This is a genomic window from Streptomyces sp. NPDC093586 (genome assembly GCF_044764905.1).
Taxonomy (GTDB): Bacteria; Actinomycetota; Actinomycetes; order Streptomycetales; family Streptomycetaceae; genus Streptomyces.
In genome coordinates, this window is record NZ_JBIWJA010000032.1 from 1 (window position 1) to 20,011 (window position 20,011).

Here is a 20,011-nt window from a genome sequence, read left to right on the forward strand (position 1 = left end):
CGCCCGGTTACATTCCGAACCCGGAAGCTAAGCCTTACAGCGCCGATGGTACTGCAGGGGGGACCCTGTGGGAGAGTAGGACGCCGCCGAACAATCATTCAAAAGGGTTGGACCCCGAACTTCGGTTCCGGGTCCAACCCTTTTTTGTTTTGCGTCACATGGCGTTCACGTAGTGCAACCAGCATCGTCGGTATGAGTAATGCTGCCATGCTCAGGGCCGCCGGCATCGGCGTCGGCGACGAGGTCGTCGTGCCTGCCTTCGGGAACGCGAAGGTCGCCGAATCCGTGGTTCTCGTCGGTGCGTTGCCGGTGTTCGCCGACATAGATCCGGTGACGTACTGCCTCGCCACATCCGCCGTGGAGGCGGTGCTGACACCTCGGACCGCGGCCGTCGTCGCCGTACACCGCTTCGGGCGGCAGGCGGACATGGCCGGGCTGCACGGGATCGGGCAGCGGCACGGGCTACTCGTTCTGGAGCAGGGGGAGACCGACGGGTCGTACGACGAGGTAGCGCGGCGCAGGGAGCGGGCGGCTTATCTCGACGGGAAGTTGAAGGGCGTGCGTACCCCCGACGGGGGCGACGGGCACACCTACCAGCAGTACGTGGTGCGAGTTCCGGGCAACGGCCGGCCCGACCGGGACGCGTTCGCCCGGGCCGTGCGGGAAAGGGGAGTCGACTGCCGCGTGCCGGTGAAGACACCTGTGCACCGGACGCCCGGGTTCCGACGGTGTGTGTCCTTGCCGGAGACGGAGCGGGCCGCCGACGAGACCCTCGCGCTGCCGGTGGACTCGTCGTTGACGAAGCGGGACATGCAGCGGATCGTGGCGGCGTGTAATGCGCTGGGTGGGCTTCTGCAACCCGCGCACTGAAAGCCGTGTTGGGAGCACCCCTCTGTTCGGGGTATGATCTATTCCGTTGCCGCGAGGGAAACCTCGAAAAGGCGACAGGCCCCTATAGCTCAGTCGGTAGAGCGTCTCCATGGTAAGGAGAAGGTCAACGGTTCGATTCCGTTTGGGGGCTCCACAGCAGAAAGGCCCCGCCCAATGGGCGGGGCCTTTCGCATGCCCTGATCCGGTGTGTCAGTCCGTGTGCGGCTCCGGCACCCGCATCGCCAGGATCGCCATGTCGTCGGACGGTGCGTCCGACGCGAAGCGCTCCACCGCGCGCATGATGCGAGCCGCCACCGCGCCCGCCGTCAGGCCCGTGCAGGTGGTCAGGACGTCGGCGAGGCCGTCGTCGCCCAGCATGCGCGTGCCCTCGCGGCGTTCCGTGACGCCGTCCGTGACGCAGAGCAGGACGTCGCCCGGATCCAGGGTGACCGTCTGCTCGTACAGCTCCAGGTCCTCCAGGACGCCCAGGAGCGGCTGGGGTTCGGCGGCCGGTTCCACCGTGCCGTCCTGGCGCAGGCGCAGGGGGAGGGGATGGCCGGCGCAGACGACCTTCAGCTCGGCGCTGCCGTCCTCCTGCGGGCGCATCTCGCCGTAGAGGAGGGTGAGGAAGCGGCTGCGGGCGCCCTCGTCGAGGATGGCGGAGTTGAGGCGTTCCAGGACGGCGGGCCCGCTCAGGCCCTCGCGGGCCAGCAGACGCAGGGCGTGCCGGGCCAGGCCCGTGACGGCTGCCGCGTTCGGGCCCGTACCGCAGACGTCGCCGATGGCGAAGCCGTAGGCGCCGTCGCTGATGGGGAAGAGGTCGTAGAAGTCGCCGCCGACCTCGTTGCCCTCGCCGGCCGCGCGGTAGATGACCTCGACCTCGACACCGTCGATCAGAGGGAGCTCCGGCGGCAGGAGGCTGCGCTGGAGGGACTGGCTGATGGCCGTGCGCTCCGAGTACAGGCGGGCGTTGTCCAGGGCCAGGGCGGCTCGGCGGGACAGGTCCTCGGCGAGTTCCAGGATTTCCTGGCGGAAGTGCTCGTCGGTGGGCTTGCCGAGGGTCAGCATGCCGATGACGCGGTTGCGGGCGACCAGGGGCAGGACCACGGTCTCGCCGCCGACGGCGGAGGCCGTGGCCAGGGTCGGGCCGATGCCGGAGCCGGTCTGCTGGGCGGGGCCGCCGTTCAGGCCGAGGCTGCGCATGGAACTGCGCAGCGCCGCCTGGTGGGCGACCTCGGCGGGGGCCGACCAGACGCGGGCGCCCGGGGTGGGCACCGGGTCGGGTGGGTCGATCTTGGAGAGGAGGGATTTGATGCCGTCGATCAGTTCCTCGTCCTCGTGCAGGACGTACGACAGGTACGGGTCAGAGGCCTGGTCGGCGATGGTGTAGACGGCGCACCAGGTGGCCAGGGTCGGGACCGTCATCTGCGCCATGAGGGCCAGGGTCTGGTCGCGGTCCAGGGTGCCGGCGAGGAGATCGGAGGCCTCGACGAGGAAGCTGAGAGAGCCGCGGCGCAGCCGCTCCAGTTCGCCCAGGCGGGCCGATTCGACGGCCAGGGCGATGCGGTCGGCGGCGAACTGGAGGCGCAGGGCCTCCTCGTTGGAGTACCGGCCGGGGGATTCGGCCGCGACGCCGAGGGAGCCGGTGAGGCGGCCCTCGACCTTGAGCGGGACGGTGACGACGGAGCGCATGCCGGTGCCGCTCAGCAGGGGGACGGCGCCGGGGACCGCGGCGAGGTCGTCGTGGACGGCGGGCATGCGCGCGGAGCCGTAGCGGCCGGGGCCGGCCTCGACGGGGACGCGGGCGAAACGCTGACGGGCCGAGGGCAGACCGGTGGAGGCGCGGACCTCCAGCTCCGTCTCGTCGTCGGTGGCGAGCAGCAGGAAGGCGGCGTCGGCGTCGAGCATGTCGCGGGCGCGTTCGACCGTGCGCTGGAGGAGGCCGTCGAGGTCGTCCGGGGCGGGGGAGCCGATGAACACCTCGAAGGGGTCGGTGCTCTGGCCCTCGGAGGAGCCCCCGGAGTCGGAGGTGGGCACGCGCAGCGGTGTCTGCAGTACGGCACGCTCGTGGTCCCGCACGAGGAGGCAGACGGTGGAGGGCTCGCCGCCGGCGTCACGGACGCGGAGGTGGGAGGCGTAGACCGGGGTGACGCGGCCGTCGGCGCGCCTTATGCCGTAACTGCCCTCCCAGCGGGAGAGCTGGAGCGCCTCGACGATGCCCGTGCCGGTGCCCGGGGTGTGCGGCCAGGCGGCGAGGTCGGCCAGCGGCTTGCCGGTGACCTGCTCGGCCGGGTAGCCGAAGAGTTCCTCGGCGTCCTCGTTCCAGGCGGTGATGGCGCCGGTACGGTCGATCTGGACGACGGCGACGCGGACGCGGCCGTCGGCGACCGGCAGCAGTTCGACAGGGAGGGACGGCCCCGCGCTGCGGGTGCCGACCGCCCGTGCGGGCAGGTCCAGCTGGAACCAGACGTTCTTGTGCGTGGGCGTGTACTCGACGCCCCAGCGGCAGGCCAGGGCCGCGCAGAGCTGGAGCCCGCGTCCGCCCTCGCGATCGGGGCTGCCCATGGTGACGGCCGAGCCCTGGATGGGGACCTCGCGCTCGGGGTAGCGGTCGGCCACCTCGATGCGTACGCCGTCGTCGCTGCGCAGACACACCACGTCGGCGGCGGTACCGGCGTGCACGACGGCATTGGTCACCAGTTCGCTGGTGAGCACCACGGCGTCGTCGACGATGTCGGTGTGGCCCCAGCCCTGGAGGGTGTCGCGGACGAAGGAACGTGCGCTCGCCACCGATCGTCCGACGGGCTCGAAACTGGCGGCCGCGCGCGCGGTGATCACAGAACTCCTCGACCCTCTCTCCACGTCCACGTGCACGTGGACGGCGTCATGGCCGGCCGGCTCGTGCCGCTGCTGCGGCAGGCTGCCCGTCGGCCCGGGATCCGGGGGCTGCTCCCCCGGGATCAGTCCGGTGGTCATGTGTCCGGCCGCCCCTCCGATGCCCGCTCGTCTCGTGCCACCGCCCAGGCCGGACAGAACCGGCATGGCTGGACAGCCGCATGCAAGGTTACTTACCTTCGCCGTCCCCGCGGATGCCGGTCTGCAGTGTTTCCGCCCAGAGGGTGTGCGGACGATGTGCGAAGCTGCCGAACTGTTATGGCCTGGTTCGGCCGGGGTGAAACACTGGGCAAGCTTCTTGTGTGCGTCCGGGCAGGCCGGATGCCGGGCCGGCACGACGGGCAGCAGCCCTGGCGGTGGTCCGGTGAGCCGGGCCGGCACGTGGCGGCGCGGGAAGCACGCGGTAGTAACCGGTCACCGTAGGTGCACCGGGCACAGCAGTAACGGTCGACCCCTGCGGGAGGGACACAGTGGAGTCTGGCGCAGCGACGCGGGCCACGAAGACGCGCGCGAAAGGCGGACAGTCCCTGAGTGGGCAGGGCAGGACACGAGGCGGGACGACGACGGTCGACACGGCGGCGCTGAACCGGCTGCTCACGGCGCTCGTGGCCATGCGGGAGGGGAACTTCCGCAAGCGGCTCACGGTGTCCGGGGACGGCGTGATGTCGGAGATCGCGGCGGTCTTCAACGAGGTGGCCGACCGCAATCTGCATCTCACGGGCGAGCTGGCGCGGGTGCGGCGGATGGTCGGACGTGAGGGAAAGCTCACGGAGCGGCTGGAGACGGGGGCCTGTGAGGGCTCCTGGGCGGCCGCGATCGACAACTCCAACGCGCTCGTGGACGACCTGGTGCGGCCCGTCTCCGAGGTCAGCCGGGTGCTGTCGGCGGTGGCGGACGGTGATCTGTCGCCCCGCATGGAGCTGCGGACGCAGACGGTGGAGGGCACTGGGCATCCGCTGCGCGGCGAGTTCCTGAAGGTCGGACGGACCGTGAACAACCTGGTCGACCAGTTGTCGACGTTCACGGACGAGGTCACGCGGGTGGCCAGTGAGGTCGGTACCGAGGGCAAGCTGGGCGGACAGGCCCAGGTGCGCGGCATGTCCGGATCGTGGAAGGACCTCACGGACTCCGTCAACACGATGGCGCACCGGCTGACCGCGCAGGTGCGGGACATCGCGCTGGTGACGACGGCCGTGGCCAAGGGGGATCTGTCCCGGAAGGTCACGGTTCACGTGGCCGGGGAGATGCTGGAGCTGAAGAACACCGTCAACACGATGGTGGACCAGCTCTCCGCGTTCTCCTCCGAGGTGACGCGCGTCGCCCGTGAGGTGGGTACCGAGGGTGCCCTGGGCGGTCAGGCGCAGGTGCCCGGGGTGGCGGGGGTGTGGAAGGAGCTCACCGACTCCGTCAACACCATGGCCGGGAACCTGACGGCCCAGGTGCGCGGGATCTCCGAGGTGACGACCGCGGTCGCCAACGGTGACCTGTCGCTGAAGGTGACCGTGCCGGCCCGCGGCGAGGTGGCGCAGCTCGCCGAGACGATCAACCAGATGACCGAGACGCTGCGGATCTTCGCGGACGAGGTCACCCGGGTGGCCAACGAGGTCGGTGGTGAGGGACAGCTCGGTGGTCAGGCGAACGTGCCGGGTGCGGCGGGGATCTGGAAGGACCTGACCGACTCCGTCAACACCGTCTTCCGGAACCTGACCACGCAGGTGCGTGACATCGCCGCGGTGACGACGGCGGTGGCCAACGGGGACCTGTCCCAGAAGGTCACGGTCGACGTGGCCGGGGAGATGCTGGAGCTGAAGAACACCGTCAACACGATGGTGGACCAGCTGTCCTCCTTCGGCGCCGAGGTCACCCGCGTGGCCCGGGAGGTCGGTGTCGAGGGCGAGCTGGGCGGCCAGGCGCAGGTGCCGGGCGCGGCGGGTACGTGGAAGGACCTCACCGACTCCGTCAACACGGCGTTCCGCAACCTCACCGGCCAGGTGCGCAACATCGCGCAGGTGACGACGGCCGTGGCCAACGGTGATCTGTCGCAGAAGGTCACCGTGGACGTCTCCGGCGAGATGCTCCAGCTGAAGAACACCGTCAACACGATGGTGGACCAGCTCTCCAGCTTCGCCGACCAGGTGACCCGGATGGCGCGGGACGTGGGCACGGAGGGCCGCCTCGGCGGTCAGGCCCGGGTCGACGGGGTGTCGGGCACCTGGAAGGAGCTCACGGACTCCGTCAACTCGATGGCGGGGAACCTGACCTCCCAGGTGCGCAACATCGCGCAGGTGACGACGGCCGTGGCCCGCGGCGACCTCTCCCAGAAGATCGACGTCGACGCGCGCGGGGAGATCCTGGAACTGAAGAACACCATCAACACGATGGTGGACCAGCTGTCGTCGTTCGCCGAGCAGGTCACGCGCGTGGCGCGCGAGGTGGGTACGGAGGGCCGTCTCGGCGGTCAGGCGCAGGTGCCCGGGGTCGCCGGCGTGTGGCGGGACCTGACCGACTCGGTGAACGGCATGGCCGGCAACCTCACCGCGCAGGTGCGCAACATCGCGCAGGTCGCGACGGCGGTGGCCCGCGGCGACCTCTCCCAGAAGATCACCGTCGACGCGCGCGGGGAGATCCTGGAGCTCAAGAACACGCTGAACACGATGGTGGACCAGCTGTCGTCGTTCGCCCAGGAGGTCACGCGCGTCGCGCGGGAGGTCGGTACCGAGGGCATCCTCGGCGGGCAGGCCGAGGTGCAGGGCGTCTCCGGCACCTGGAAGGACCTCACGCAGTCCGTGAACGGCATGGCCAACAACCTGACCATGCAGGTCCGCAACATCGCCGAGGTCACCACCGCGGTGGCCAAGGGCGACCTGTCGAAGAAGATCACCGTCGACGCCAAGGGCGAGATCCTCGAGCTCGTCACCACCGTCAACACCATGGTCGACCAGCTGTCGTCCTTCGCCGAGCAGGTGACACGGGTGGCGCGCGAGGTGGGTACCGAGGGCATCCTCGGCGGGCAGGCGCACGTGCCGGGTGTCGTGGGCATCTGGAAGGACCTCAGCGACAACGTCAACCTGATGGCGAAGAACCTCACCGTCCAGGTGAGGAACATCTCCCAGGTCGCCGCCGCCGTGGCCAACGGCGATCTGACGCGGACGGTGACGATCGAGGCGCGCGGTGAGGTCGCGCAGCTCGCCGAGACCTTCAACACCATGGTGAAGACGCTGAGTTCGTTCGCGGACCAGGTGACCAAGGTGGCCCGTGAGGTGGGTACGGACGGCATCCTCGGCGGCCAGGCGCACGTGCCGGGTGTGGCCGGTACGTGGAAGGACCTCACCGAGTCGGTGAACCAGATGGCGTCCAACCTGACCGGTCAGGTCCGCAACATCGCCATGGTCACGACCGCCATCGCCAAGGGCGACCTGACCAAGAAGATCGACATCGACGCGCGGGGCGAGATCCTGGAGCTGAAGACCACGATCAACACGATGGTCGACCAGCTGTCCTCCTTCGCCGAGGAGGTGACCCGCGTGGCCCGCGAGGTGGGCACGGAGGGCCAGCTCGGCGGACAGGCACGGGTGCGGGACGTGGACGGCACCTGGCGGGACCTGACCGAGTCCGTGAACGAGATGGCCGGGAACCTGACCCGGCAGGTGCGTGCCATCGCGCGCGTGGCGACCGCGGTGACCCGCGGTGACCTGAACCTGAAGATCGACGTGGACGCCTCCGGTGAGATCCAGGAGCTGCAGGACTACATCAACAAGATGATCGCCAACCTGCGCGACACCACGATCGCCAACAAGGAGCAGGACTGGCTCAAGGGCAATCTCGCCCGCATCTCGGCGCTGATGCAGGGCCGTCGGGACCTTCAGGACGTGGCCTCGCTGATCATGAGCGAGCTGACCCCGGTGGTCTCCGCGCAGCACGGCGCGTTCTTCCTCGCCATGCCGCTCCTCGACGGCCAGGAACCCGGCGCCGGCGGCGACGACGAGTACGAGCTGCGCATGCTCGGCTCGTACGGCTACTCGATGGGGTCGATGCCCACCTCCTTCCGGCCGGGGGAGGCGCTGGTCGGGACGGCCGCCCAGGAGAAGCGCACGATCCTCGTGGAGAACGCGCCGAGCGGCTATCTGAAGATCTCCTCCGGGCTCGGGGAGGCCCCGCCCGCCCAGGTGATCGTCCTGCCGGTGCTGTTCGAGGGGAAGGTGCTCGGCGTCATCGAGCTGGCGTCCTTCACCCCGTTCACGCAGATCCAGAAGGACTTCCTCAACCAGATCGCCGAGATGATCGCGACGAGCGTCAACACCATCTCCGTCAACACCAAGACGGAGGTGCTGCTGAAGCAGTCGCAGGAGCTGACCGAGCAACTGCGTGAGCGCTCGGAGGAGTTGGAGCAGCGGCAGAAGGCGCTGCAGTCCTCCAACGCCGAACTGGAGGAGAAGGCCGAGCTGCTGGCCCGGCAGAACCGCGACATCGAGGTGAAGAACACCGAGATCGAGGAGGCCCGGCAGGTCCTGGAGGAGCGGGCCGAGCAGCTCGCGGTCTCCATGCGCTACAAGAGCGAGTTCCTGGCCAACATGTCGCACGAGCTGCGTACGCCGCTCAACTCGCTGCTGATCCTGGCCAAGTTGCTCGCCGACAACGCCGAGGGCAACCTCTCGCCGAAGCAGGTCGAGTTCGCCGAGACGATCCACGGGGCCGGGTCCGACCTGCTCCAGCTCATCAACGACATCCTCGACCTGTCGAAGGTCGAGGCGGGCAAGATGGACGTCTCTCCGACGCGCATCGCGCTGGTCCAGCTCGTGGACTACGTGGAGGCCACGTTCCGGCCGCTGACCGCGGAGAAGGGCCTCGACCTGTCGGTGCGGGTGTCGCCGGAGCTGCCCGCCACCCTGCACACCGATGAGCAGCGGCTGCTCCAGGTGCTGCGCAACCTGCTGTCCAACGCGGTGAAGTTCACCGACTCGGGAGCGGTCGAGCTGGTCATCCGGCCGGCCCGGGAGGACGTGCCGCAGGCGATCCGGGAGCAGTTGCTGGAGGCCGGTTCGATGACCGACCCGAACGGGGAGCTGATCGCGTTCTCCGTGAGCGACACCGGCATCGGGATCGCGGCCAGCAAGATGCGGGTGATCTTCGAAGCGTTCAAGCAGGCCGACGGCACCACCAGCCGCAAGTACGGCGGCACGGGCCTCGGGCTGTCCATCTCGCGGGAGATCGCGCAGCTGCTGGGCGGTGAGATCCACGCGCAGAGCGAGCCGGGCCGCGGCTCGACGTTCACCCTCTACCTGCCGCTGCACCCGAGCGAACTGCCCCCGCACGGCTACCAGCAGGCCTTGCCGGCCCCCGAGGCGGGCGAGCTGCCGGCCTCCACGAGCGCCTCGGCCGACCGGCCCGAGCTGCCGGGGACGCAGGACGAGGTGTCGGCCGGGACGATGCCCTGCCAGGACTCGCAGAACGGTGCCTCCTCGTTGTTCCGGCGCCGCCGCAGGGCCGTGCCGGAGACCGGGGAGCGGATCGCCTCGCAGGAGCAGCGACCGGCCGACGGGCAGGACGCGGCGTCGCAGCCGCACCGGAACATCCGGTTCGGCGGGCAGAAGGTGCTGATCGTCGACGACGACATCCGCAACGTCTTCGCGCTCACCAGCGTCCTGGAGCAGCACGGCCTGTCCGTGCTGTACGCCGAGAACGGCCGGGAGGGCATCGAGGTCCTGGAGCAGCACGAGGATGTCGCGGTCGTCCTGATGGACATCATGATGCCCGAGATGGACGGGTACGCCACGACGACGGCGATCCGCCGGATGCCCCAGTTCGCCGGTCTCCCGATCATCGCGCTGACCGCCAAGGCGATGAAGGGCGACCGGGAGAAGGCGATCGAGTCGGGAGCCTCCGACTACGTCACCAAGCCGGTCGACCCCGACCACCTGCTGACGGTGATGGAGCAGTGGATGCGTCAGGGGTGAGCGGCACGTCCGGGCGGTGTGCGAATGTGGGGTGCGTGAGCGTGGCGGGAGCCTCGGGGGCCGCGCGGAGTCGCTGACTCAGTGTGCTCGCCATCGTGTAGAAGCACGTGAATCGGGGAACCTTCTGGTCTCCCGCCGCGTTTCTGCTACGTACACAGTGACATCGCGGTGACAGGGTGTGGCGACGGGCGGGGTGCGGCTACGATGACCGGCACAAGGACGGGCGACGCAAGGGAGTCGTCCCCTGGGGCGGCGCCCGCCGGTGCTGCCCCAAGTCCTGCGGACAGGGGAGGCCCCACGCCGGGGCGAGGAGGGCGGGCCATGGTGCAGAAGGCCAAGATCCTCCTGGTCGATGACCGGCCGGAGAATCTGCTGGCGCTGGAGGCGATCCTCTCGGCGCTCGATCAGACGCTGGTGCGGGCATCGTCCGGGGAGGAAGCGCTCAAAGCACTGCTCACGGACGACTTCGCAGTCATTCTGCTGGACGTCCAGATGCCGGGCATGGACGGTTTCGAGACCGCCGCGCACATCAAGAGGCGGGAGCGGACCCGGGACATCCCGATCATCTTCCTCACCGCGATCAATCACGGCCCGCACCACACCTTCCGTGGGTACGCGGCCGGCGCGGTGGACTACATCTCCAAGCCGTTCGACCCGTGGGTGCTGCGCGCGAAGGTCTCCGTCTTCGTCGAGCTCTACATGAAGAACTGCCAGCTGCGCGAGCAGGCGGCACTGCTGCGCCTGCAGTTGGAGGGCGGCGGCAAGTCCGCGGGTGCCGAGACCAAGGAGCCGGCGGGGCTGCTCGCCGAGCTGTCGGCGCGGCTCGCGGCCGTCGAGGAGCAGGCCGAAGCGCTCTCCAAGCAGCTGGGCGACGAGTCGACCGACGCGGCGGCGGTGGCGACGGCGGCCCATCTGGAGCGCAAGCTCACGGGCCTGCGCCGGGCCCTGGACGCCCTCGAACCGGGTTCCTCCGGAGGCCAGGCCGCGGTGAACTGAGGCTGTCGGTGGGACGGTCGGTGAAGGCATGTCAGCGTCCGTACCCACCGCGTCAGTTCCGGACGCGCCCACGGACGACACGAACGGGTGAAGCGGTGGGCACACGTGTCGACCGCCGTCTCCCCCGGTAATCTCACCCCCATGGCCTCACGTCCCTCCGCAGCCAAGAAGCAGCCCGCCAAGAAGGCGGCGGCTCCCGCGAAGGCTCCGGCGAGGAAGGCCGCGGCGAAAAAGGCTCCCGCGAAGAAGGCGCCCGCCAAGAAGGCCCCGGCGAAGAAGCCCGCGCCCGCACCGGTGTCCAGTCCGACCGGCGGCGTCTACCGGCTCGTACGCGCCCTCTGGCTGGGTATCGCGCACGCCGTCGGCGCCGTCTTCCGCGGCATAGGCCAGGGCGCGAAGAACCTCGACCCGGCGCACCGCAAGGACGGTGTCGCGCTCCTGCTGCTCGGCATGGCGCTGATCGTCGCCGCCGGTACCTGGGCGGACCTGAAAGGCCCTGTCGGCGACCTCGTCGAGATCCTGGTGACCGGAGCCTTCGGCCGGCTCGACCTGCTCGTGCCCATCCTGCTCGGCGCCATCGCCGTACGTCTGATCCGGCATCCGGAGAAACCCGAGGCCAACGGCCGGATCGTGATCGGCCTGTCCGCCCTCGTCGTCGGTGTGCTCGGCCAGGTGCACATCGCCTGCGGCTCGCCGGTCCGCGGCGCCGGCATGCAGCCCATAAGAGACGCCGGCGGACTGATCGGCTGGGGCGCGGCGACCCCGCTGTCGTACACGATGACCGACGTGCTCGCAGTGCCGCTGCTCGTACTGCTCACGGTCTTCGGGCTGCTGGTCGTCACGGCCACACCGGTCAACGCCGTCCCGCAGCGGCTGCGGCTGCTCGGGGTGCGGCTCGGACTCGTCCACGACCCGCAGGCGGACGGGTTCACCGACGACGACGAGCGGTACGACGAACAGTGGCGCGAGTCGCTGCCCGCACGCCCCCGCAGGCGCGGGGGGGCGCCCGTCACGGAGCCCTACGACCCCTACGACCCTGACGGCGTCGTCGAGCAGGAGGCGCCCGCCCGGCGCCGCGGCCGGCCCCGCCGGTCCGCCGTGCCGCAGCCCGACGCGAACCGGCCGATGGACGCCGTGGACGTCGCCGCCGCGGCCGCCGCCGCGCTCGACGGCGCCGTCCTGCACGGGATGCCGCCGTCCCCACTGGTCGCCGACCTCACCCAGGGCGTGAGCACGGGGGAGCGCGAGCCGACGACACCGACGTCCACGCCGGTCCCGGCCGTGCGGCCGCAGCCGGGGAAGCTCAGGAAGGTCCCGGCCGGCACGGGGGTGCCCGACCTCACCAAGACCCCGCCCCCGCAGGAACGGGAGCTTCCGCCGCGCGCCGAGCAGCTCCAGCTCTCCGGCGACATCACGTACTCTCTGCCGTCCCTCGACCTCCTCACGCGCGGTGGCCCCGGCAAGTCGCGCAGCGCGGCCAACGACGCGATCGTCCACGCGCTGACCACCGTCTTCACGGAGTTCAAGGTCGACGCGGCCGTCACCGGCTTCACCCGCGGCCCGACGGTCACGCGGTACGAGGTCGAGCTCGGACCCGCCGTGAAGGTGGAGCGGATCACCGCGCTGACCAAGAACATCGCGTACGCCGTCGCCAGCCCCGACGTGCGGATCATCAGCCCGATCCCCGGCAAGTCCGCGGTCGGCATCGAGATCCCCAACACCGACCGGGAGATGGTCAACCTCGGCGACGTGCTGCGGCTCGCGGAGTCCGCCGAGGACGACGACCCGATGCTGGTCGCCTTCGGCAAGGACGTCGAGGGCGGCTACGTCATGCACTCCCTGGCGAAGATGCCGCACATGCTGGTCGCCGGTGCGACCGGCTCCGGCAAGTCGTCCTGCATCAACTGCCTGATCACCTCGATCATGATGCGGGCTACCCCGGAGGACGTCCGGATGATCCTGGTCGACCCCAAGCGCGTCGAGCTGACGGCGTACGAGGGCATCCCGCACCTGATCACGCCGATCATCACCAACCCGAAGCGGGCCGCCGAGGCGCTCCAGTGGGTCGTGCGGGAGATGGACCTGCGCTACGACGACCTCGCGGCCTACGGTTACCGGCACATCGACGACTTCAACCGCGCCGTGCGCGAGGGCAAGGTCAAACCGCCCGAGGGCAGCGAGCGCGAGCTCCAGCCCTATCCGTACCTGCTGGTGATCGTGGACGAGCTGGCCGACCTGATGATGGTGGCGCCGCGGGACGTCGAGGACGCGATCGTGCGGATCACGCAGCTCGCGCGGGCGGCCGGCATCCACCTCGTGCTCGCCACGCAGCGGCCGTCGGTGGACGTCGTCACCGGTCTCATCAAGGCGAACGTGCCCTCCCGGCTGGCCTTCGCCACCTCCTCGCTGGCGGACTCGCGGGTCATCCTCGACCAGCCCGGCGCGGAGAAGCTGATCGGCAAGGGCGACGGCCTCTTCCTGCCGATGGGCGCGAACAAGCCGACCCGTATGCAGGGCGCGTTCGTGACCGAGGAGGAGGTCGCGGTCGTCGTCCAGCACTGCAAGGACCAGATGGCGCCCGTCTTCCGGGAGGACGTCGTCGTCGGCACCCAGCAGAAGAAGGAGATCGACGAGGACATCGGCGACGACCTCGACCTGCTGTGCCAGGCCGCCGAGCTGGTCGTCTCCACCCAGTTCGGGTCGACGTCCATGCTCCAGCGCAAGCTCCGCGTCGGCTTCGCCAAGGCGGGACGTCTGATGGACCTGATGGAGTCGCGGGGCATCGTCGGACCGAGCGAGGGGTCGAAGGCCCGTGACGTCCTGGTGAAGGCCGACGAGCTGGACGGCGTGCTCGCGGTGATCCGGGGGGAGACCGAGGGGTAGGGAGGGTACGCGCGGATCACCTCGCGTGGCGGATCAGGGCGGCCGGCCGGCCGATCGTGACTCACCCGTTAGGGATCATTGGGCAACCGTTTCCTCATGGCGTACGTCACGTTGAGGGAAGGGACGAAGAGGTACACCGTCATCGGGACACGAAGCCATACCGATGGCGCACAAGTCCCGCCGTCCGGTTGCCCCACCCGTTTGCACCCCCCCTAGACTGAACGTCCAGCACAGGCGGCTATACGCTCGAAAGGCGCCCCCGTGTCCATCGGCAACTCCCCTGAAGACGAGCGTCCGATCGAAGGCGTGTCCGAAGACGTTTCTGAGGACGTCCGCCCCTCCGTCGGCCGCGTCCTGCAACAGGCACGCATCGCCGCCGGGTTGACCGTCGACGACATCAGCAGCGCCACCCGCGTCCGTGTCGCCATCGTGCACGCCATCGAGGCGGACGACTTCACGCCGTGCGGCGGCGACGTCTACGCCCGCGGCCACATCAGGACCCTGGCCAAGGCCGTCCGGCTCGACCCGGCCGAGCTTCTCGCGCAGTACGACGCCGAGCACGGCGGACGCCCGGCCCCGACACCCGCCGCACCCCTGTTCGAGGCGGAACGCATCCGTCCGGAGCGGCGCGGTCCCAACTGGACCGCGGCGATGGTCGCCGCGATCGTCGCCGTGATCGGTTTCGTCGGGTTCACGTTCGTCAAGGGCGGCGACAGCGGTGGTTCCGAGGCGAGCGTCGCCGAAGGCGCCCAGCCGACGGCCGGGACGTCCGCCTCGGCGACGGCCCCGCCCAAGAAACCGGCCGCTCCCAAGCCGGTCCCGACCGACAGCGCCATCGCCGCCGTGCCGCGGGACAAGGTGACCGTCAAGGTCAGCGCGACCGAGGGCCGCAGCTGGATCTCCGTCAAGGACCACAGCGGCCGGCGACTCTTCGACGGCCTGCTGGAGCAGGGCGCCTCCAAGACGTTCCAGGACAGCGAGAAGGTCGACCTCGTCCTCGGTGACGCCGGCGCCATCCAGCTGTACGTCAACGGCAAGAAGATCGAGGACGACTTCCAGCCGGGTGCCGTGGAGCGGCTGACGTACACGAAGGGTGACCCGCAGGTCGGGTAAGCGGACCGAGGGGACGAGTCGCTACGGGGTTGGCCAAGATCGGCCAACCCCGTCGACGTGGGCCGTCCGCGGGACGAAGTAGTCTTGAGCCCATGCCTGAAAGCCGTACCGTCGCACTCGTCACCCTTGGCTGCGCCCGTAACGAGGTGGACTCGGAGGAGCTCGCAGGCCGTCTGGAGGCGGACGGCTGGAAGCTCGTCGAGAACGCCGAGGAAGCGGACGTCGCCGTCGTGAACACGTGCGGCTTCGTCGAGGCCGCCAAGAAGGACTCCGTCGACGCCCTCCTGGAGGCCAACGATCTCAAGGGTCACGGCAGAACGCAGGCCGTGGTGGCCGTGGGCTGCATGGCCGAGCGGTACGGCAAGGAGCTCGCCGAGGCCCTGCCGGAGGCCGACGGCGTCCTCGGCTTCGACGACTACGCCGACATCTCCGACCGGCTGCAGACCATCCTCAGCGGGGGTGTCCACGCCGCGCACACCCCGCGCGACCGGCGCAAGCTGCTGCCCATCAGCCCCGCCGAACGCCAGGAGGCCGGCGCCGCCGTCGCCCTGCCCGGGCACGGCCCGGCCGACCTCCCCGACGGCGTCGCCCCCGCCTCCGGGCCCCGCGCGCCCCTGCGCCGCCGCCTGGACGGCTCCCCGGTCGCCTCGGTGAAGCTGGCCTCCGGTTGTGACCGGCGCTGCTCCTTCTGCGCCATCCCGTCCTTCCGCGGCTCCTTCATCTCGCGCCGCCCGAGCGACGTGCTGAACGAGACGCGGTGGCTGGCCGAGCAGGGCGTCAAGGAGATCATGCTGGTCTCCGAGAACAACACCTCCTACGGCAAGGACCTCGGCGACATCCGCCTGCTGGAGTCCCTGCTGCCCGAGCTCGCCGAGGTCGCCGGCCTCGAGCGGGTGCGTGTGAGCTACCTTCAGCCGGCCGAGATGCGCCCGGGCCTGATCGACGTGCTGACCTCGACGCCGAAGGTCATGCCCTACTTCGACCTGTCCTTCCAGCACTCCGCGCCGAACGTGCTGCGGGCCATGCGCCGCTTCGGTGACACCGACCGCTTCCTGGAACTGCTGGACACCATTCGGAGCAAGGCCCCCGAGGCGGGCGTGCGGTCCAACTTCATCGTCGGCTTCCCCGGCGAGTCCGAGGCCGACCTCGCCGAGCTGGAGCGGTTCCTGAACCACGCGCGGCTCGACGCCATCGGCGTCTTCGGCTACTCCGACGAGGAGGGCACCGAGGCGGCGACCTACGAGAACAAGGTCGACGAGGACGTCGTCGCCGAGCGGCTGGCGCGCGTGTCCCGGCTGGCCGAGGAACTCGTCTCGCAGCGGGCCGAGGAGCGGGTCGGCTCGACCGTGCGGGTACTCGTGGAGTCCGTGGACGAGGACGGCGTGTACGGGCGCGCGGCCCACCAGGCGCCGGAGACGGACGGCCAGGTGCTGCTCACGGGCGGCGAAGGTCTGAGTGCCGGTCGTATGGTCGACGCGAAGGTGGTCGGTACGGAGGGTGTCGACCTGGTGGCCGAACCGCTGCCGGGCTCGCCCGCGTGGAGCGAGGAGGCGGCCAGATGACCGGAGTCCCGGCGTCCGCGGCGGGCGGCTCCTCCAGTGCGCGCAGGACCGGCCCGCGCGGCGCCACGGGCGCGGCGCACGAACCGGCCGAGCGCAAGACGTCGGGGGGCGCCGTGGAACGGGGTGCGACCGAGGGCGGTGCCGGCGGACGCGGCGGCAAGATCGCGGCCGCCGCCGTGAACCAGGCGAGCGTCTGGAACGTCGCCAATCTCCTGACGATGCTCAGGCTGCTCCTCGTGCCGGCTTTCGTCGCCCTCATGCTGGGCAACGGCGGATACGACCCGGCATGGCGTTCGTTCGCCTGGGCGTCCTTCGCCATCGCCATGATCACCGACCTCTTCGACGGTCATCTGGCCCGCACCTACAACCTCGTCACGGACTTCGGGAAGATCGCCGACCCCATCGCCGACAAGGCGATCATGGGGGCGGCGCTGATCTGTCTCTCCGCACTGGGCGACCTGCCGTGGTGGGTCACGGCCGTCATCCTGGGCCGGGAACTCGGGATCACCCTGCTGCGTTTCCTGGTCATTCGGTACGGCGTCATCCCCGCGAGCCGCGGCGGCAAGCTGAAGACCCTCACTCAGGGCGTGGCCGTCGGCATGTACGTCCTGGCCCTGACGGGGCCCCTGGCCACCCTGAGGTTCTGGGTGATGGCCGCGGCGGTCGTCCTGACCGTGGTGACCGGGCTGGACTATGTGAAGCAGGCCATTGTCCTGCGCCGGCAGGGAATCGCCGAGCGCAGGGCGGCGTTGAAGGGGACAGAAGGGTGAGTTCCACGGCTGCCGACGTGGTGCGACTACTCACGGTGAAGGGCGAGACCCTCGCGATCGCCGAGTCGCTGACCGGTGGCCTGGTGTCGGCCGGGATCACGGCGGTCCCGGGGGCGTCGAAGGTGTTCCGGGGATCGGTGACCGCCTACGCCACGGAACTGAAGCACGGGCTGCTCGGTGTCGACGCCGAGCTGCTGGCGGCTCGAGGAGCGGTGGACCCGCAGGTCGCGGCGGAGATGGCGGTCGGCGTGCGCAAGGCGCTGGGAGCCGACTGGGGCATCGCGACGACGGGTGTCGCAGGCCCCGACCCACAGGACGGACAGCCGGTCGGGACGGTCTACGTGGCCGTGCACGGACCTTTCGCATCACGGGACGGTTCCGCCTCTGGCGGAAAAGTGGAGGCGTTGCGGTTGAACGGCGACCGCGCGGAAATTCGTATGGAGAGTGTACGGAGCGTGCTCGCACTCCTTCTGAGGGAGCTCGCGGGCGAACAGACCGGAAATGAGCGGGCACAGGATACGGAACGGAACGGGGGGTTTTGATGTTTGCAGCCCTGAGTGAACACGACATCGCTCCCCGCACGGCCGCGGCGCGAGGCGGTACGGTGGGGCGAGAAGGATGCGGCTACGCGGTCCGAGGAGGGAGCCACCGATGATTCTGCTCCGTCGCCTGCTGGGTGACGTGCTGCGTCGGCAGCGCCAACGCCAGGGCCGTACTCTGCGCGAAGTCTCCTCGTCCGCCCGAGTCTCGCTCGGCTATCTCTCCGAGGTGGAGCGGGGGCAGAAGGAGGCGTCCTCCGAACTGCTGTCCGCCATCTGCGACGCGCTGGACGTACGGATGTCCGAACTCATGCGAGAAGTGAGCGACGAACTCGCCCTCGCGGAGCTGGCCCAGTCCGCAGCGGCCACGTCGAGCGAATCCGTGCCCGCGCCGGTTCGTCCGATGCTGGGTTCTGTGTCGGTGGCCGGTGTGCCGCCGGAACGAGTGACCATCAAGGCGCCCGCGGAAGCGGTGGACGTCGTGGCCGCCTGAGCAGCCGCGCGTCGGCGTCCGAGGCCCCGGCCAGGGCCTCTCCGGGAGAGACCGGAGGGGTGCGGTCGGGGTTCTTGCGTATCCGGGCGGGCGTCGGCCGACGGCACATCCGCCCGTTTGCCGGTCCGTGACGCTGCGGTCATCGTGGAAGGACACGGACGGGGGAGAACCGACGGAGGTGCGGATGTACGTCGTCAAGAGCCCTTTGTCCGACGCCAATCTCAAGATCGTCTCCGAGGCGCTGCAGGGCGCTCTCGTCGACCTGGTGGACCTGGCCCTGGTCGCGAAGCAGATCCACTGGAACGTCGTCGGCCCGCGTTTCCGCTCCGTGCATCTCCAGCTGGACGAGGTCGTCGCTACCGCGCGCAAACACTCCGACACCGTGGCGGAGCGTGCCTCGGCGCTCGGTGTGTCACCGGACGGGCGGGCCGCGACGGTGGCCGTCGGCAGCGGCATCGGCGTGACGCCCGAGGGCTGGGTGGACGACACCACCGCGGTGGGGACGATCGTGGACGCGCTGGGCGCGGTGATCACACGGATGCGGGAGCGGATCACCGCGACGGGGGAGCCGGACCCCGTGAGCCAGGACATCTTCATCCAGGTCACGGCCGATCTCGAGAAGCAGCATTGGATGTTCCAAGCCGAAAACGGATGACCTCGGCGGCCGTGCGCCGGGCGGCCGCGCTGGGGCTCGGCGCGCTGTGGTGCTGGGCGGTGCTGCGGCTGGCGCTGGTGCCCGGCGCCGGTGCGGTCGAGGGGGCGGTCGCGGTCGGCGGGTGGGGGCTGAGCGTGTTGCCGGTGCACTGTGCGCCCCGGCGCCAGGCCGCGGGGGCCGTCGGTGCGGGGTGGTGGCGCCGGGCTCTGCGGGCGGTGATGCGAGCCTCGGCCTCGGCGCGTTCCGGGCGGCGCACGGGGACCGGGCCGTCGGAATCTGCTGAACGATAGCGCGGGCTGCGATGGCGGACGCTTCACATCGGGCTTCGGCCCCGCTGACGAACTGTCGGTGTCACGCCTTGCCGAATGTCTCCCCGAACGGGCGCGCTGCCGGTCGGCTGGGCGACGCCCGAGTGGCCGGCGGGGTTCACGCCTTTCTCCGCCGTCGTCCGGCGCCGGTGGCCCCGCCCGGCAGCGGGGCGGGGCCCGCCTGGCAGACGGGGCACCAGTACGTGGGACGGCTGCGGGAGCCGTCGCCCTGGTCGGCGAGACGGACGGATGTGCCGCAGCGCAGGCACGGGCGGGGCGCGCGGCCGTAGACGAACAGGTCCTGGCCGGGCAGGCCCGTCGTGCGACGGACCGGACGGTCGCGGTTGGTCTCCAGGAGCCTTTTGGCGAGCGCGGGCAGTTTCGCGGCCCGGCCGGCGGGCAGTTCGCCCACCGGGAGCCACGGGGTGACGCCGAGCAGGAAACAGAGCTCGCACTTGTAGATGTTGCCGATCCCGGCGAGATTGCGCTGGTCGAGCAGGGCCTCGCCCAGGGGGCGGGCCGGGTCCTCGAGGAGGTTGGCCAGGGCCTGCTCGGGATCCCAGTCCGGGCCCAGCAGGTCCGGGCCGAGATGGCCGACGGCGCGCTGTTCGTCGGCGGTGCGCAGGAGCTCCAGCACCGGGAGACGGTAGCCGACGGCCGTACGGTCCGCGGTGGCGAGGACGACGCGGATCTGGTGCGCAGGACCACCGCTCCAGCGTCGGCCGGCGGCGAACACCTTCCAGGCACCGTCCATCCGGAGATGTGAGTGCAGCGTCAGGCCGCCCTCGATACGGGTGAGCAGGTGCTTGCCGCGCGGGGTGACGTCCAGGACGGTGCGGCCGGTGAGGTCGACCGTCGCGTACCGGGGCACGCGGAAGTCGCTGCGGGTCAGCGCCCTGCCCGCCAGGGCGCCGTGCAGCCTCTGCGCGGTCTGCCAGACCGTGTCTCCCTCGGGCATGGGTCAAGGGTGACA

General features: G+C 70.3%; 13 protein-coding genes, 1 tRNA gene and 1 rRNA gene. 13 read left to right on the plus strand and 2 right to left on the minus strand.

The genetic code is table 11. From position 1 onward, the window contains the following. The 3 genes from rrf to ACIRFH_RS27325 form a co-directional block, all read left to right on the plus strand. A 5S ribosomal RNA gene (gene rrf, locus ACIRFH_RS27315) occupies positions 1-92 on the plus strand; the annotation flags it as partial. Between the two features lie 115 nt (positions 93-207). After that, a complete protein-coding gene (locus tag ACIRFH_RS27320) occupies positions 208-870 on the plus strand; it encodes a DegT/DnrJ/EryC1/StrS family aminotransferase (RefSeq protein ID WP_403526311.1) in 663 nt (220 codons plus the stop codon). Between the two features lie 78 nt (positions 871-948). Beyond that, positions 949-1,024: transfer RNA gene (locus ACIRFH_RS27325), tRNA-Thr, on the plus strand. A 56-nt stretch (positions 1,025-1,080) separates the two neighbouring features. Here ACIRFH_RS27325 and ACIRFH_RS27330 read toward each other — a convergent pair. Then, positions 1,081-3,846 carry a SpoIIE family protein phosphatase gene (locus ACIRFH_RS27330; RefSeq protein ID WP_403526111.1) on the minus strand — a complete coding sequence of 922 codons (2,766 nt, stop codon included), beginning with the start codon at positions 3,844-3,846 and terminating at the stop codon, positions 1,081-1,083. A gap of 389 nt (positions 3,847-4,235) precedes the next feature. On the opposite strand from ACIRFH_RS27330, the gene ACIRFH_RS27335 reads away from it, so the two are divergent. The 10 genes from ACIRFH_RS27335 (at position 4,236) to ACIRFH_RS27380 (ending at position 19,020) form a co-directional block, all read left to right on the plus strand. After that, positions 4,236-9,719 (plus strand): HAMP domain-containing protein, encoded by a 5,484-nt coding sequence (locus tag ACIRFH_RS27335; RefSeq protein WP_403526114.1) that lies wholly within the window; start codon positions 4,236-4,238, stop codon positions 9,717-9,719. Positions 9,720-10,040: 321 nt separating this feature from the next. Beyond that, positions 10,041-10,715, plus strand: a complete 675-nt coding sequence (locus ACIRFH_RS27340; protein WP_403526117.1) for a two-component system response regulator — start codon at positions 10,041-10,043, stop codon at positions 10,713-10,715. Positions 10,716-10,856: 141 nt separating this feature from the next. Next, positions 10,857-13,598: a DNA translocase FtsK gene (locus ACIRFH_RS27345; RefSeq protein WP_403526120.1), complete on the plus strand. Its 2,742-nt coding sequence runs from the start codon at positions 10,857-10,859 to the stop codon at positions 13,596-13,598. A 261-nt stretch (positions 13,599-13,859) separates the two neighbouring features. Next, positions 13,860-14,711, plus strand: coding sequence for a helix-turn-helix domain-containing protein (locus ACIRFH_RS27350; protein ID WP_403526123.1), 852 nt, complete (start codon positions 13,860-13,862; stop codon positions 14,709-14,711). A 92-nt stretch (positions 14,712-14,803) separates the two neighbouring features. Continuing rightward, positions 14,804-16,273, plus strand: a complete 1,470-nt coding sequence (gene rimO / locus ACIRFH_RS27355) for a 30S ribosomal protein S12 methylthiotransferase RimO (RefSeq protein ID WP_403526126.1) — start codon at positions 14,804-14,806, stop codon at positions 16,271-16,273. Further along, the gene (gene pgsA, locus ACIRFH_RS27360; RefSeq protein ID WP_403526129.1) at positions 16,270-17,043 is read left to right on the plus strand and encodes a CDP-diacylglycerol--glycerol-3-phosphate 3-phosphatidyltransferase; all 774 of its coding nucleotides are present in this window, start codon (positions 16,270-16,272) and stop codon (positions 17,041-17,043) included. Before rimO ends, pgsA begins: the two co-directional genes overlap by 4 nt. Further along, a complete protein-coding gene (locus ACIRFH_RS27365) occupies positions 17,040-17,585 on the plus strand; it encodes a CinA family protein (protein WP_403526131.1) in 546 nt (181 codons plus the stop codon). The genes pgsA and ACIRFH_RS27365 overlap by 4 nt, the downstream gene beginning before the upstream one ends. 109 nt (positions 17,586-17,694) lie before the next feature. Continuing rightward, entirely contained in the window at positions 17,695-18,075 is a 381-nt protein-coding gene (locus tag ACIRFH_RS27370; protein ID WP_161164858.1) for a helix-turn-helix domain-containing protein, read from the plus strand. A 184-nt stretch (positions 18,076-18,259) separates the two neighbouring features. Then, the gene (locus ACIRFH_RS27375; protein WP_403526135.1) at positions 18,260-18,730 is read left to right on the plus strand and encodes a Dps family protein; all 471 of its coding nucleotides are present in this window, start codon (positions 18,260-18,262) and stop codon (positions 18,728-18,730) included. Continuing rightward, entirely contained in the window at positions 18,727-19,020 is a 294-nt protein-coding gene (locus ACIRFH_RS27380) for a hypothetical protein (protein WP_403526138.1), read from the plus strand. Before ACIRFH_RS27375 ends, ACIRFH_RS27380 begins: the two co-directional genes overlap by 4 nt. Positions 19,021-19,156: 136 nt before the next feature. On the opposite strand, the gene ACIRFH_RS27385 is transcribed toward ACIRFH_RS27380, so the two are convergent. Beyond that, a complete protein-coding gene (locus ACIRFH_RS27385; RefSeq protein ID WP_403526141.1) occupies positions 19,157-19,996 on the minus strand; it encodes an Fpg/Nei family DNA glycosylase in 840 nt (279 codons plus the stop codon). Positions 19,997-20,011: the final 15 nt, after the last annotated feature.

Excerpts from the sequence above, each read along its gene's own strand:
- pgsA (WP_403526129.1), top strand. The coding sequence starts at position 16,270 with ATGACCGGAGTCCCGGCGTCCGCGGCGGGCGGCTCCTCCAGTGCGCGC.
- ACIRFH_RS27340 (WP_403526117.1), top strand. The coding sequence starts at position 10,041 with ATGGTGCAGAAGGCCAAGATCCTCCTGGTCGATGACCGGCCGGAGAAT.
- ACIRFH_RS27330 (WP_403526111.1), bottom strand. The coding sequence starts at position 3,846 with ATGACCACCGGACTGATCCCGGGGGAGCAGCCCCCGGATCCCGGGCCG.
- rimO (WP_403526126.1), top strand. The coding sequence starts at position 14,804 with ATGCCTGAAAGCCGTACCGTCGCACTCGTCACCCTTGGCTGCGCCCGT.
- ACIRFH_RS27345 (WP_403526120.1), top strand. The coding sequence starts at position 10,857 with ATGGCCTCACGTCCCTCCGCAGCCAAGAAGCAGCCCGCCAAGAAGGCG.
- ACIRFH_RS27320 (WP_403526311.1), top strand. The coding sequence starts at position 208 with ATGCTCAGGGCCGCCGGCATCGGCGTCGGCGACGAGGTCGTCGTGCCT.
- ACIRFH_RS27375 (WP_403526135.1), top strand. The coding sequence starts at position 18,260 with ATGTACGTCGTCAAGAGCCCTTTGTCCGACGCCAATCTCAAGATCGTC.
- ACIRFH_RS27370 (WP_161164858.1), top strand. The coding sequence starts at position 17,695 with ATGATTCTGCTCCGTCGCCTGCTGGGTGACGTGCTGCGTCGGCAGCGC.
- ACIRFH_RS27385 (WP_403526141.1), bottom strand. The coding sequence starts at position 19,996 with ATGCCCGAGGGAGACACGGTCTGGCAGACCGCGCAGAGGCTGCACGGC.
- ACIRFH_RS27380 (WP_403526138.1), top strand. The coding sequence starts at position 18,727 with ATGACCTCGGCGGCCGTGCGCCGGGCGGCCGCGCTGGGGCTCGGCGCG.